Source organism: Sphingobium sp. C100 (genome assembly GCF_000508185.1).
Classification (GTDB): Bacteria; Pseudomonadota; Alphaproteobacteria; order Sphingomonadales; family Sphingomonadaceae; genus Sphingobium.
The window spans coordinates 46,069-59,361 of record NZ_AYOY01000135.1; the positions used below are offsets into that span (position 1 = coordinate 46,069).

The following is a 13,293-nucleotide window of genomic DNA, read 5'->3' on the forward strand; positions in this document are numbered from 1 at the left end:
CAGCCTATGGCTCTCATCAACACCCCCCTGCAACCGTTCACGGCCACCGCTTACAAGGAAGGCAAGTTCGTCGACGTCACCGATGCCGATGTGAAGGGCAAGTGGGCAGTCTTCTTCTTCTACCCCGCCGACTTCACCTTCGTGTGCCCCACTGAGCTGGAAGACCTGGCCGACATCTACCCCACCCTCCAGAATATGGGCGTGGAAGTCTATTCGGTGTCGACCGACACTCATTTCTGCCACAAGGCCTGGCACGACACCTCGCCGGCGATCGGCAAGATCAACTATTATATGCTGGGCGACCAGAATCACGCGCTGTCGAACCAGTTCGACGTCCTGCGCGAAGGTGTTGGCCTTGCCGACCGTGGCACCTTCGTGCTTGATCCCGAAGGCGTTATCCAGCTGGTCGAAATCACCCCCGAGGGCGTGGGCCGCAACGCGGCCGAACTGCTCCGCAAGGTGAAGGCGCTCCAGTACTGGGCCAGCCACCCCGGTGAAGTCTGCCCCGCCAAGTGGGAAGAAGGCGCGGACACGCTCGCCCCGTCGCTCGACCTGGTCGGCAAGATCTAAGGAGCGCAGCAGCGTTCCGAACGGCCGCCGGGTCGCCTGCAACGCAGGAAACCCGGCGGACCTTTCGACCCAATATAGAATAATCCTTATTCATTCCGGGGCTTTTGGGTCGCACCATCCCCGGGACGGGCCGCCGCATGTCCCCCGATCGGCGGCGGCCCGTCTTCATTCCACGGAGCCAGACAGACATGTTGGACGCAAATCTCAAGGGACAGCTGAAAAGCTATCTGGCGAACATCACGCAGCCGATCGAGCTGGTGGCGTCGCTGGATGAAGGCGCAAAGTCCCGCGAACTGAACGAATTGCTGACCGAGATCGCCGAGCTGTCGGACAAGGTGAGCGTCGCAACCGGCAATGACAGCCGCAAGCCCAGCTTTATGATTCGCCGGGTCGGGACCGACATTGGCGTGACCTTCGCGGGCCTGCCGATGGGGCATGAATTCACATCGCTGGTGTTGGCCCTGCTTCAGGTCGGCGGCCATCCGTCGAAGGCCGCGCAGGACCTGATCGAACAGATCAAGGGGCTGGAGGGCGATTATGCCTTCGAAACCTATTTCTCGCTCTCGTGCCAGAATTGTCCCGACGTGGTGCAGGCGCTGAACCTGATGAGCGTGCTCAACCCACGGATCAGCCATGTCGCCATTGATGGCGGGCTGTTCAAGGAAGAGGTCGAGGCGCGCAAGATCATGGCGGTGCCCAGCATCTTCCTGAACGGCGAAGCATTCGGCCAGGGTCGCATGGAACTGGAACAGATCGTGGCCAAGATCGACAGCGGCGCCGAAGCCCGCGCGGCCGAGAAGATCAAGGCGCAAGACCCCTTCGAAGTGTTGGTGATCGGCGGCGGACCGGCCGGCGCGGCGGCAGCCATCTATTCGGCGCGCAAGGGCATCCGCACCGGTGTTGCGGCGGAGCGCTTCGGCGGCCAGGTGCTCGACACGATGGACATTGAGAATTTCATCTCGGTCAGCCGCACCGAAGGACCGAAGCTGGCGGCCGCGCTGGAGAACCACGTCAAGGATTATGACGTCGAGATCATGAACCTGCAAAAGGCCGCGAAGCTGATCCCGGCCCGGATCGAGGGTGATTATCATGAAGTCGTGCTGGACAATGGCGCATCGCTGAAGGGGCGGACCGTGATCCTGTCCACCGGCGCGCGCTGGCGCCAGATGGGCGTGCCGGGCGAAGAGGAATATCGCAACAAGGGCGTCGCTTATTGCCCGCACTGCGACGGTCCGCTGTTCAAGGGCAAGCGCGTGGCGGTGATCGGCGGCGGCAACAGCGGCGTCGAGGCGGCCATCGACCTGGCCGGCATTGTCGCCCATGTGACCTTGATCGAATATGACAGCCAGCTGCGTGCCGACGCCGTGTTGCAGCGCAAGCTCGCCAGCCTGCCCAATGTGAAGATCATCACATCGGCGCTGACCACCAAGGTGGACGGCAATGGCGAGAAGGTGACGGGGCTTTCCTACAAGGACCGCAACAGCGGCACCGAGCATGATGTCGAGCTGGAAGGCATTTTCGTGCAGATCGGTCTGGTCCCCAACACCGAATGGCTGAAGGACGCGATCGCCCTGTCGCCGCGTGGCGAGATCGAGATCGACGCGCGCGGCGAAACCAGCCAGCCGGGCATCTTCGCGGCGGGCGATTGCACCACCGTGCCCTACAAGCAGATCGTGATTGCGATGGGCGCCGGTTCGACGGCGGCACTTTCCGCCTTCGACTATCTGATCCGCCTGCCGGCCAGCGAAGAAGCGGCGCAGGCCGCCTGATCGAAATCCCTGAGCGGGGAAAACGGAGCGGTCGATCCTGTTACGGGTCGGCCGCTTTCCTTTGCGTCGGAGCGGCGACGGCGTGCCCGGATCAGGCGGTCTGCAAGCTCCATTCCGTCACCCCGATCAAAATCAACAGAAGCAGACGGTCCGACCAATTCATCCCGGCCACTTCATGTCTCGCCCGCTTTGACAGCGCCCCCTGCGGCAGGCAAAGCCGTTGCGCCCTCCTTCAATCGCGCGAGTATTCATGCAGCTTACCGATTTCGACGCCGACCGCTTCCTGCGTGACTATTGGCAGAAACGGCCGCTGCTGATCCGCAATCCGTGGAGCGCATGGCGCAACCCGCTGGAGCCGGACGAACTGGCGGGGCTGGCCTGCGAGGAGGGGATCGAGTCGCGCCTGGTCGTCCAGTCGGGCGATAGCTGGGCGCTGGACCATGGCCCCTTTGCCGAGGATCGTTTCGCCACGCTGGGCGCTGCGCCCTGGACGCTACTGGTGCAAGCGGTCGATCATTATGCGCCCGATGTGGCGGCGCTGCTCGACCCGTTCCGCTTCATCCCCAACTGGCGCATCGACGATGTAATGGTCAGCTATGCCAGCGACGGCGGCGGCGTGGGGCCGCATTTCGACCAATATGACGTGTTCCTGATTCAAGGGCTGGGCAAGCGGCGCTGGCGCGTGGGCGCGCAGTGCGACGAGACGACGCCGCTGCGCCCGCACGCCGATTTGCGCCTGCTCGCCAATTTCGAGGCGACGGACGAATGGGTGCTGGAGCCGGGCGATATGCTCTATGTTCCGCCGGGCTTTGCGCATGACGGCGTGGCCGTGGGCGAGGACTGCATGACCTATTCGATCGGCTTTCGCGCGCCGTCGCGCGCCGACCTGCTGATCGAGTGGGCCGAGCATTTGGCCGATATGATGCCCGACGAGGACCGGTATGCCGACCCCGACATCAAGGCCGCGGCCCATCCGGGCGAGATCGCGCCGTCGGCGATCGATCGGCTGCACGCCATGACGATCGAGAAGCTGCTGGACCGCGACGCCTTTGCCCGCTGGTTCGGCCAGCATAACAGCACGCCCAAATATGCCGAGGCCGACTGGCGACCGGAGGAACCGGTCACGGTCGCGGATCTGGCGGCGCTGGCCGGGGAAGGCGCGGTGCTGCTGCGCAATCCGGCCAGTCGCCTGGCTTTTCTGCGAGAGGCGGACGGATTGCTGCTATTCGCCGACGGCAATGCCTTCCCATGTGCTGGCATCCCGGCCGCGCTGGCGGAACGGATTTGCGCGGAGGATCGTCTCGCGCTCGATCCGTCGATGGCCGAAGCGATGGAATTGCTGGTCGCGCTGGTCAATCAGGGCAGCCTGATGATCGACGATGAAGAGGATGAGGATTGACGCCATGGCCCGGCTGATCCTGTTCAACAAACCCTATAATGTCCTGACCCAGTTCACCGACCGCAGCATCGGGGCGGAGCGGGTGACACTATCCAACTATATCGACGTGCCCGGCGTCTATCCGGCGGGCCGGCTGGACCTGGACAGCGAGGGGTTGATGCTGCTGACCGACGACGGCCGGTTGCAGGCGCGGATTTCCAACCCACGTTTCAAGACGCCGAAAACCTATCTGGCGCAGGTCGAGGGCGACGTGCAGGACGATGCGCTGGATCGGTTGCGCAAAGGCGTGACGCTGAAGGACGGACCGACCCTGCCGGCGCAGGTGGAGCGGATCGACGACCCGGCGCTTTGGCCGCGTGATCCGCCGGTGCGCTTTCGCAAGACGGTGCCCGATGGCTGGATCAGCCTCACCATCCGTGAAGGCCGCAACCGGCAAGTGCGCCGGATGACGGCGGCGGTCGGTCATCCGACGCTGCGGCTGGTGCGCTGGCGCATTGGCGACTGGAGCATCGATGGCCTGCAACCGGGCGAATGGCGCGAAGTGCGGGTTTAACGCGACAACCGTCGCATCGGCGCGGTTTCCGGCAAGGCAAGCAATATCGGCAGCACGCCCAGCGCCACCAGCACGATCATCGCGCCGGGCACCAGGGTCCAGCCGGTCCGTTCGATCAACATATGGGCGAGCCACGGCGTCAGGCCGCCGAACAGCGCGGTGGCGGTGGTGGCGCCGAAGGCGAGGCCGGAAAGTCTGCCTTCGCCGGGGAATTGCTCGGCCGTGGTGACGGCGCCCACGGCGCTGACCCCGCCGCCCAGGCAGGCGAGCAGGACCGCGCCGAGCAGCGCCGCGCCATGGCCATGCGTCATCAACAGAAACATCGGCAGCGGCAGGACCGCCCCCGCCAAACCCAGCATGATGAGCACCGGCCGCCGCCCCACCCGATCCGCCAGCAGCCCGGTGAGCGGCGTGACCAGAATCACCGCCAGCGCCGCCGCGGTGGAGAGCCACAGCGCCTCCCCTTCGGCCATCGCGTCGGTGGCGGTCAGGAAGCTGGGCACATAGGTAATGCCGACATAATAGGTGATGGAGCCCAACGCCGATATGGCGAACCCCCGCCCGATCGCCGCGCGATGATGGCGCAGGCTGTGGCGGAGCGGATGGCGCGGTACGCTGTCCATCGCCTGCTGACGACGGAAGTCCGGGGATTCCTCCATCGTCGATCGGGCAAGCAAGATCAGACCCGCCAAGCCTGCACCGAAGAAGAAGGGGATGCGCCATCCCCAGGACAAAAGGCTGGTCTGATCGAGCGAGGCGACAGTGATCGCGGCGATCCCGGCCGCCAGCAATGCGCCCACTTCGCTCGCCGCCGAGGCCAGCGAGGTGATGAGCCCGCGCCGCTCGGCCGGCGCGCCTTCCATCAGATAGGCGACGACGCCGGTATATTCGCCGCCAACCGAAAAGGCCATGAGGCAGCGCAGCGCCAGCAGCATCCAGCCCGCCGCCGGGCCGGCCTGCGCCTGCGTCGGCAGCAGCGCGGTCGCCAGCATCGCGGCGGTCATCATCCCCATCGAAGCCAGCATCGTCAGCCGGCGGCCATAGCGGTCCCCGACATGACCGAAGACGATCGCGCCAAGCGGCCGCATCGCATAGGCCACGGCGAAACCGGCCAGCGCCTCCCCCAGACCGGCCGCGCCGCCGCCGAAGAAGGTGCGCGACAACAGGGTGGCCAGATACAGATAGAGGGTGAAGTCATACCATTCGACGATGGTGGACAGGGTCGCTACGGCCAGCGATCGGTTGGACATGCGGCTGGCCTGCATCAATGCTCCCTTCCCCGTTCGGATCGGCTACCCTGTCGAGAAAGCCCGGAAAGGGCAAATGTTTCGGGACGGCCTGCGGGGGCCGTCCCCAATTGCAAACCTGAAATATTTATCGACGCAATCGCGGCGTGAAGATGGCCGGGTCGATTTCCAGCATCGGCACGTCATCTTCCATGAAAAGCGGCGGCGGCGGGAGGATATTGTCACCAAGGCCGGACCCGAAGCTGACCACCGTGCTGCCGCGGTCGCTCACCACCAGCGGGTCCAGCTTCAACGCCGCGCTGAGCCGCGCCTGCGTCACTTCGACCAGCGTGCCGATCCGGGTGAGCGCGAACAGCTGTCGCGCAAAGGCATAGGGCATACGGATGCAGCCATGGCTGGCGGGATAGCCCGGATCATGCCCGGCATGGAGCGCGATCCCGTCCCAGGTCAGCCGCTGCATAAAGGGCATCGGCGCATTGCTGTAGAGGTTGGAGCGGTGCCATTGCCGCTTTTGCAGGATCGGAAAATCGCCGGTCGGGGTGCGATGGCCTTTCATCCCGGTGGACACCGCCGCCATGCCGATCAGCCGGTCGCCGCGATAGACATGAACCCGCTGCTTCTCGATGCTGATGATCAGATAGATCGGACCGCCGGGGTCTCCGGTCGTCGCATCCTCCAGCCAGCGATAGCCGCCCGGCGCAAGCGCGACTTCCGCCCCAATCTGCGCCCGCGCCGATGGGACAAGCGCGAACAGGGACGCGAGGAGGAACAGCAAAGACCTATGCATAAGCCTTTATTAACCATGGTATGCGCGAACGCCAGCCTGTCTGTGCGGCCCGGCAGGCGCGGTCCCGGCTTGGGACATGTCACCGAACGGCAGGCGTTAAAGCAGGCTCAACTGCGCCACAGGCGCAAAGCTGCGGCGGTGCAGCGGGGTTGGGCCATGTTCGCGCAAGGCGGCCAGATGCTTCGCGCTGCCATAACCCTTGTTGGTTTCCCAACCATAATGGGGATGGTCGAGCGCCGCCGCGATCATCATCCGGTCGCGTTCTTCCTTGGCGAGAATGGATGCAGCCGCGATCGACAGGCATTTGGCGTCGCCCTCCACGATGGCGGTCGAGGCCCAGCGCCATTGCGGGCAGCGATTGCCGTCGACCAGCACATGGGCGCAATCATGGCCGAGCGCCTCGACCGCGCGGGTCATGGCCAGCATCGTCGCCCAGAGGATATTGATCTGGTCGATTTCTTCCACGCTGGCGACGCCGACGCCCCAGCAAAGCGCACGCGCCTTGATCTCGATTTCAAGCGCGGCCCGACGCTTGGAGGTCAGTTGCTTGCTGTCGTTAAGGCCGTCAGGGCAATCCTGCGCTCGCAGGATGACGGCGGCAGCGACCACGGGACCGGCCAGCGGTCCCCGGCCCGCCTCGTCCACCCCGGCGACCAGACCGGGATGATGGCGCAGTTCGTGGACGAAATCAGGCATGGTCGCAATAGCGCGCAGCGAAGGCCGCCGCGTCCCAGCCATCGCCATTTTTGGCGGCAAGCAGATGATAGAAGGGCGTCAGGCCCAGCGCATGGCCCATCGGACCATGGCCCCGCCCAAGGTCGGGCGCGGCGGCAAGGGCGGCCGCGACAAACGCTTCGGCCCGATCGACCGCGTCGGCCAACGACAGCCCCCCGCCCAGCCCGGTCGCCACCGCGCTTGCCAGGGTGCAGCCGGTGCCGTGGCTGTTGCGGGTCTCGACCCGCTGGACCGAATAATCGGCAACCATGTCGTCATCGATCAGCAAGTCATGGATCAGCGGGCGGTCGTCCTCCGCCTGCTGCGGCAGATGCCCGCCCTTGGCCAAGATGATGGCCCCGGTGCGATCGCGCAGCGCCTGTCCTGCGACCTCCAGCGCGTCGACGTCGTCGATCGTCATGCCGGTCAGCGCCTGCAATTCAGGAACATTGGGCGTGATGACCGTCGCGACCTGCATCAGTTTTTCAAACGCCGCCACAGTCGCATCATCGGCCAGCAGCGATCCGCTGGTCGCGACCATCACCGGATCGAAGACGATCGGGACTTCGCGCAGCCGCGCCAGCCGGTCCGCTACCGCAGCAGCGGTATGCGCCGAACCGATCATGCCGATCTTCACCGCATCGACGCCGATGTCGCTGATGCAGCTTTCCATCTGCGCCAGCACCATGTCGGTGGGGATCGGATGGACGCCCTGCACCCCCAGCGTGTTCTGCGCGGTGATGGCGGTGACGGCGGTCATGCCGTAGCCGCCCAACAGGGTGACGGTCTTGAGGTCCGCCTGGATGCCTGCGCCGCCCCCGCTGTCGGAGCCGGCGATGATAAGGATGCGGGGCAGCGTCATGCTTTATATCTGCGCTCGGTCGAGGCGGGGTTGCCGGCCAGCGCCTTGCCGACGCGGCTGGGGCGATCCATCAGTTCGCCGCCGCAATTGGGGCAGCGATCATCCAGCGCTTCGGCGCAGGGCGCGCACCAGGTACATTCGAACGAACAGATGAACGCGCCGGGTTCGTCGGCCGGCAAATCGACGCCGCAGCGTTCGCAATCGGGGCGCATCTCAAGCATCGGGCGCGCAACCTTCCTCACCATCATAATAATCGACCGCATCGGCGGCCCGGAACAGGTGGCGCAGCCCGCGCTCGCCGGGGCGGCCGGCAACGACCGACAGCTTGCCCGAATCGGGATAGATGCACGCTTCGACATCGACCAGGGTGGAGACGGCGAGATAGCGCAGGTCGCGGGTGCCGGTGTTCAAAATCTGGTGCGCGACCTCCGCGCCGCCAGTCGGACAAGCGACCACGTCATTGGGACGCAGCGGATAGCGCTCGTCGCCAAAGCGCAGTTCGCCCTCCCCCTCCAGGATGAAGAACATCTCCTCTTCTCCCGAATGGCTGTGGAAAGGACACTGCACCTTGCCCGGCGGCAGGACGGTCAGATTATAGCCCAGATCGCGCGCGCCGATGCGGCTGCCGATGAAGGCGCGCTGCGAGGTGAAGCGGCCATTTTCCTCGACATCGTCGAACATCAGTTCGTCGAGGTTGATGACCGGCCCGGTCATGCCGCGGCCTTTTCCACGGCGGCGCAGATGCGGTCGACCACGTCGCGCACCTGATCCTCGCGGTCGCCTTCGGCCATGACGCGGATCACCGGCTCGGTGCCCGATGGGCGGATGACGAGACGGCCCGCGCCGTTCAGTTCCGCCTCCGCCTGCGCGATGACCCGCTTCACATCGTCATGCTCCAGCGGCTTGCCGCCGGAGAAGCGAACATTTTTGAGCAATTGCGGCACCGGATCGAACTGATGCAGCGTCTCGCTGGCGGGTTTGCCCGATCGGACCAGCGCGGCCAGCACCTGCAACGCGGCGACCGTCCCATCGCCGGTCGTGGCATAGTCGGACAGGATCATATGGCCCGATTGCTCGCCGCCCAGATTGAAGCCGCCCTCCCGCATTCTTTCCAGCACATAGCGGTCCCCGACCTTGGTCCGCTCCAGAGCGATGCCCTGGTCCGAAAGGAACCGTTCCAGGCCAAGGTTCGACATGACCGTGGCGACCAGCCCGCCGCCGCGCAACGTGCCTTCGCGCGCGAAATTCGCCGCGATCAGCGCCATGATCTGATCGCCGTCGACGATTTTGCCCTGTTCATCCACCACGATCAGCCGATCGGCGTCACCGTCCAGCGCGATGCCAATGTCCGCGCCGGACGACACCACGGTTTCCTGAAGCAGCATCGGCGCGGTCGATCCGCAGCCGTCATTGATGTTGGTGCCATTGGGCGTGACGCCGATCGCGACAACCGTGGCGCCCAGTTCCCAGAAAGCGGACGGCGCGACCTGATAGGCGGCGCCATTGGCGCAATCGACCACGATCTTGAGCCCGTCCAGTCGCAGATCGGCGGGAAAGCTCGACTTGACCGCATGGATATAACGGCCGCGCGCATCCTCGACGCGGCGGGCGCGGCCGATATCCTTTGAAGCGGCGAGCGGAATATCCTGCGACAACAGCGCCTCGATCTTCAGTTCATTATCGTCGGACAGTTTGTAGCCGTCCGGGCCGAACAGCTTGATGCCATTGTCATAATAGGGATTATGGCTGGCCGAGATCATCACGCCCAGGTCCGCGCGCATCGAGTGCGCCAGCAAGGCCACGGCGGGCGTCGGGATCGGGCCGAACTGGACCACGTCCATGCCGACCGCGGTAAAGCCCGCGACCAGCGCATTTTCCACCATATAGCCCGACAGGCGAGTGTCCTTGCCGATCACGACGCGATGGCGATGGCTGCCGCGCTGAAAATGCGTTCCCGCCGCCATGCCGACCTTCATCGCCAGGTCAGGCGTCATCGGCCATTGGTTGGTGCGCCCGCGAATGCCGTCGGTGCCGAAATATTGCCTGCTCACATGTCCCTCGCCGCTTGGGGGCCGAAGAGTCTAACCTCATCGGTCCATAGCAATCTTTGATCGACTTTCCACCCGTCGGGCGGCATCGGGCGGGCATGGAAAATTTCAACGCCTTTGTCGATGGCCTGTCGAACGCCGTGTTTTTCAAGTTGCCGCTGTTTGGCGCCCAGATCGAACTGATCGTCCTCTATCTGGCGCTGCCGATGCTGTTCTTCACGCTATGGCTGGGCTTTCCCAATGTGACGCAGGTCGGACGGGCTATCCGCATCCTCAAGACCCAGCCGCATGAGGGCGAGGCGAAGGGCGATGTCAGCCAATGGGCAGCGCTGTCCACCGCCTTGTCCGGCACGATTGGCCTGGGCAATATCGCGGGCGTCGCGGTGGCGCTGACCATGGGCGGGCCGGGCGCGATCCTGTGGATGTTCATCATCGGCTGGTTCGCGATGACGGTGAAGATGGCGGAGGTCACGCTGGGCCTCAAATATCGGGTGTTCGACGATCGCGGCCATGTCCATGGCGGACCCATGTATGTGCTCAAGGCCGTGGGCGCGGCGCGGGGCTGGCCAAAGCTGGGGCTGGCGCTGGGCGGGGCCTATGCGTTCTTCGCCCTGTTCGGGGCGATCCCGATGGTGCAGGTCAACCAGAGCTTCGCGCAGGTGAAGGTGGTGACGGGCCTGTCCAACGGATGGGCCTATGGCGTATTCCTGGCGGGCGCGGTGGCGCTGGTGACGCTGGGCGGCGCGGCCTGGCTGGGCGAGGTTGCCAAGCGGCTCACCCCGCTCAAAGTCGCGGTCTATTTGATCGGCGTGCTGGCGATCCTGATCCTGCATGTCGATGCCATTCCCGGCGCGCTGGCGCTGATCTGGAACAGCGCGTGGAGCGGCGATGCCGCGACTGGCGGCGCGGTCGGCGCCTTTGTCGCCGGGATGCGGCGCGCGGTCTTCGCCAGCGAGGCGGGCGTCGGGTCGGCGGTGATGGCGCACAGCCTGGCGCGGGCGAAACATCCGGTATCGGAAGGTATGGTCGCGCTGCTGGAACCGTTGCTGGGGACGATGATCGTCTGCGCGCTCGGTGGGCTGGCGCTGGTCGTCGCTGGGACGTGGGATGGCGGGCTGGAGGGGATCGCGATCACATCGGCCGCCTTCGCCCAGGTGTCCCCGTGGTTCCCCTGGCTGTTGGCGGTGGTGGTGTTCCTCTTCGCCTATTCCACGCTGGTCGCCTGGGGCTTTTATGGCTTGCAGGCATGGGGCTATCTGTTCGGGCACGGACCCAGGGCGCAATGGACCTACAAGATCCTCTATGTCGTCGCCCTGCCCCCGGCCGCCGCAATCGACCTGGGACGCGTCGTCGGCATCGTCGATTCCAGCTTCTTCCTGATGGCGATCCCCAATGTCATCGCGCTCTATCTGTGCGCCGGCGAGTTGCGGCGCGATGTGCGGGATTATCTCGCAAAGGCGCTCTGACGTCGAAAGCGCCACGGACCAGCACAGCCAAGCAAAAAGGCCCCGCTCCTGCCGGAACGAGGCCTTTTTCTTACATCAGGCGGCTATGCTCAGATGTCGTCGCCAAGCGCGCCCTTGACCGACCCGGCTACGTTCTGCGCAGCGCCCTTGGCCTTCTGCGCCTTGCCTTCGGCTTCCAGACGTTCATTGTCGGTCGCCTTGCCAATGCCTTCCTTGACGGCGCCGGCAGCCTTGTTGCCAGCGGCCTTCAGCTTATCGGTTGCTTCACCCATGGTCGATCTCCTGCGTTACAATCAGCTTGTTCAACTCACCGCGCGCTACAAAGGTTGCCTCTGGAACGCACCCGCAACAAACAATCCCTAGTCGCATCGACTAGCGGCGATAGGCGCTCCGACTAGTTCGGATCGCGCGCGGGCTGCGTACAAAGCTGGGGCGTATTTCCCCGGAGAGCATCATGTTCGCAGCCATCGAGACGACCGGACGCAATGACGGGGCCGCCACGATACAATCATCGGGCGCGGGCCGGATTGCCGACGGGTTGCTGTCCGCATTGCGCAATGGCGGCGACGCCAGCGACGTGGCGCAGACGCTGCATGAGCTGAGCGAGGGCGATCCAGCGCTGGGCGAGGCCGTGCGCGCCGAGTTGGACGGCCGCATGAGTCCGGTGGAACAGGGCGAGATGGCGCGGGCCGAGGCGCTGGGCGCGGCATTGCAGGCGGGTGGCGGCGGACTGTCGCGCGAGGAACGGATCGAGATCGGCACGGCCTTCCGCCGCGAACTGGATGGCAATCGCGCCGCATTGCAGGCCGACAACCTTCCCGCAGCCGAGCGCGCCGCGCGCGCCGATTTGCAGAATGTGGGCGAACTCGCCCTGCTCAATATCGATGTCTATGAAGATCAGAGCATTTCGTCGCTCCTGCCGCGCGGCTTCACCGCCCTTTCCGATGCGGGAGCGGAACGGAAATTCCCCGGTTTCACGGCACGAGACGACCGGGCCGGCTTTTATTCGCGCGTGTATCACGACAGCGAAAGCGACACCTATATCGTGGTGAACCGGGGCACCGACGATGGCTGGGCGCCTTGGGGCATAGTGCGCGGATCGCCGGACGGATCGACCAACGGCGCGCTGATGTTCGGTCACAAGACCCGACAGGCCGACCTGGCGCTGGTCAATGCCGACGCGGTGTCCGAAGCGACCGGCGGCAAGGTCGCCTTCAGCGGCCATTCGCTGGGCGGGGCGCTCGCGTCATTGCAGGGCGCGCAGCTTGGCAAGCCGGCGACCGTGTTCAATCCGCTGGGTTTGCATGAAGGGCTGTTCGACCGCTATGCTATCAGCCGCGAAGGACTGGACGCGCATGTCCGATCCTATGTGGTGGATGGAGATCCGGTGGCGGGCAGCAATCGCTTTTTCGGACTGGAACGGGCGCCGACGACGGAACTGCCCTCGCGCGAACTTAGCTGGTCGGCCAATGACGGGCTGCGGTCGAGCGCGAATAGCAGTGACGAGCATGGCCTGATCAGCGTGATCGGCGGCCTGCTGCACCAGACGAACACTGCCATCCGGGAGGCGCGTTGAAGCGCCTGTCCATCCTGCCGGCGCTTGCCATGACGCTGCTGGCCTGCGACGGATCGGGGGCGTCGACGGACATGTCGGGCGCCCACGCGGGAGGTTGCAGCAGGATGTCGTCAGATGATCGCGCCGTCATCGAAAATGCGTTCGGCTATTATCCCGACGGTCTGTCGCCCCTGTCCCAGGCGATCCTGTGCGACGACAGCGCGAAGGTCGACCGGCTGCTGACACAGGGCGCCAATCCCAATCAGCGGGAGCCGGGCGGGCTGACGCCGGTGATCGTGGCGGCGGCGCTATCCCGCGAGCCG

At 65.1% G+C, this 13,293-nt stretch carries 15 protein-coding genes; 7 read left to right on the forward strand and 8 right to left on the reverse strand.

Going from position 1 to position 13,293, the window contains the following annotated elements:
• The first annotated feature begins 6 nt into the window (after positions 1-6).
• The 4 genes from ahpC to C100_RS33680 all read left to right on the forward strand — a co-directional run bounded on the left by ahpC (position 7) and on the right by C100_RS33680 (position 4,291).
• Positions 7-570: an alkyl hydroperoxide reductase subunit C gene (gene ahpC / locus C100_RS33665; RefSeq protein ID WP_024019438.1), complete on the forward strand. Its 564-nt coding sequence runs from the start codon at positions 7-9 to the stop codon at positions 568-570.
• 188 nt (positions 571-758) lie between these two features.
• A complete protein-coding gene (gene ahpF / locus C100_RS33670) occupies positions 759-2,339 on the forward strand; it encodes an alkyl hydroperoxide reductase subunit F (RefSeq protein ID WP_024019439.1) in 1,581 nt (526 codons plus the stop codon).
• 250 nt (positions 2,340-2,589) lie between these two features.
• The gene (locus C100_RS33675; protein WP_024019440.1) at positions 2,590-3,738 is read left to right on the forward strand and encodes a cupin domain-containing protein; all 1,149 of its coding nucleotides are present in this window, start codon (positions 2,590-2,592) and stop codon (positions 3,736-3,738) included.
• A 4-nt stretch (positions 3,739-3,742) separates the two neighbouring features.
• On the forward strand, positions 3,743-4,291 hold the full coding sequence (locus tag C100_RS33680; RefSeq protein WP_024019441.1) for a pseudouridine synthase: 549 nt from the start codon (positions 3,743-3,745) through the stop codon (positions 4,289-4,291).
• Here C100_RS33680 and C100_RS33685 read toward each other — a convergent pair.
• The 7 genes from C100_RS33685 to glmM all read right to left on the reverse strand — a co-directional run bounded on the left by C100_RS33685 (position 4,288) and on the right by glmM (position 9,952).
• Positions 4,288-5,556: an MFS transporter gene (locus C100_RS33685; RefSeq protein WP_024019442.1), complete on the reverse strand. Its 1,269-nt coding sequence runs from the start codon at positions 5,554-5,556 to the stop codon at positions 4,288-4,290. The two genes, C100_RS33680 and C100_RS33685, sit on opposite strands and share 4 nt — an antisense overlap.
• Before the next feature lie 109 nt (positions 5,557-5,665).
• Positions 5,666-6,325 carry a L,D-transpeptidase family protein gene (locus C100_RS33690; protein WP_052028254.1) on the reverse strand — a complete coding sequence of 220 codons (660 nt, stop codon included), beginning with the start codon at positions 6,323-6,325 and terminating at the stop codon, positions 5,666-5,668.
• A 96-nt stretch (positions 6,326-6,421) separates the two neighbouring features.
• Positions 6,422-7,021, reverse strand: coding sequence for a ribonuclease HII (locus tag C100_RS33695; protein WP_024019444.1), 600 nt, complete (start codon positions 7,019-7,021; stop codon positions 6,422-6,424).
• The gene (gene thiD / locus C100_RS33700; protein WP_024019445.1) at positions 7,014-7,901 is read right to left on the reverse strand and encodes a bifunctional hydroxymethylpyrimidine kinase/phosphomethylpyrimidine kinase; all 888 of its coding nucleotides are present in this window, start codon (positions 7,899-7,901) and stop codon (positions 7,014-7,016) included. The genes C100_RS33695 and thiD overlap by 8 nt, the downstream gene beginning before the upstream one ends.
• Positions 7,898-8,122: a DUF1272 domain-containing protein gene (locus C100_RS33705; protein WP_024019446.1), complete on the reverse strand. Its 225-nt coding sequence runs from the start codon at positions 8,120-8,122 to the stop codon at positions 7,898-7,900. The genes thiD and C100_RS33705 overlap by 4 nt, the downstream gene beginning before the upstream one ends.
• Complete coding sequence (locus tag C100_RS33710; RefSeq protein WP_024019447.1) at positions 8,115-8,615, reverse strand: cupin domain-containing protein; 501 nt, start codon at positions 8,613-8,615, stop codon at positions 8,115-8,117. Before C100_RS33710 ends, C100_RS33705 begins: the two co-directional genes overlap by 8 nt.
• Positions 8,612-9,952 carry a phosphoglucosamine mutase gene (gene glmM / locus C100_RS33715; RefSeq protein ID WP_024019448.1) on the reverse strand — a complete coding sequence of 447 codons (1,341 nt, stop codon included), beginning with the start codon at positions 9,950-9,952 and terminating at the stop codon, positions 8,612-8,614. The genes C100_RS33710 and glmM overlap by 4 nt, the downstream gene beginning before the upstream one ends.
• 95 nt (positions 9,953-10,047) lie before the next feature.
• Between glmM and C100_RS33720 the strand changes: the two genes are divergently transcribed.
• The gene (locus C100_RS33720; RefSeq protein ID WP_024019449.1) at positions 10,048-11,415 is read left to right on the forward strand and encodes an alanine/glycine:cation symporter family protein; all 1,368 of its coding nucleotides are present in this window, start codon (positions 10,048-10,050) and stop codon (positions 11,413-11,415) included.
• An 89-nt stretch (positions 11,416-11,504) separates the two neighbouring features.
• Here the strand turns inward: C100_RS33720 and C100_RS33725 are convergent, their stop codons facing one another.
• Positions 11,505-11,687, reverse strand: coding sequence for a CsbD family protein (locus C100_RS33725; protein WP_024019450.1), 183 nt, complete (start codon positions 11,685-11,687; stop codon positions 11,505-11,507).
• A gap of 182 nt (positions 11,688-11,869) precedes the next feature.
• Between C100_RS33725 and C100_RS33735 the strand changes: the two genes are divergently transcribed.
• Both C100_RS33735 and C100_RS0124525 read left to right on the forward strand, forming a co-directional pair.
• Positions 11,870-12,991, forward strand: a complete 1,122-nt coding sequence (locus C100_RS33735) for a hypothetical protein (protein ID WP_024019451.1) — start codon at positions 11,870-11,872, stop codon at positions 12,989-12,991.
• Positions 12,988-13,293: hypothetical protein (locus tag C100_RS0124525; protein ID WP_031309199.1), on the forward strand; the 306-nt coding region annotated here is incomplete at its 3' end. The genes C100_RS33735 and C100_RS0124525, both read left to right, overlap by 4 nt.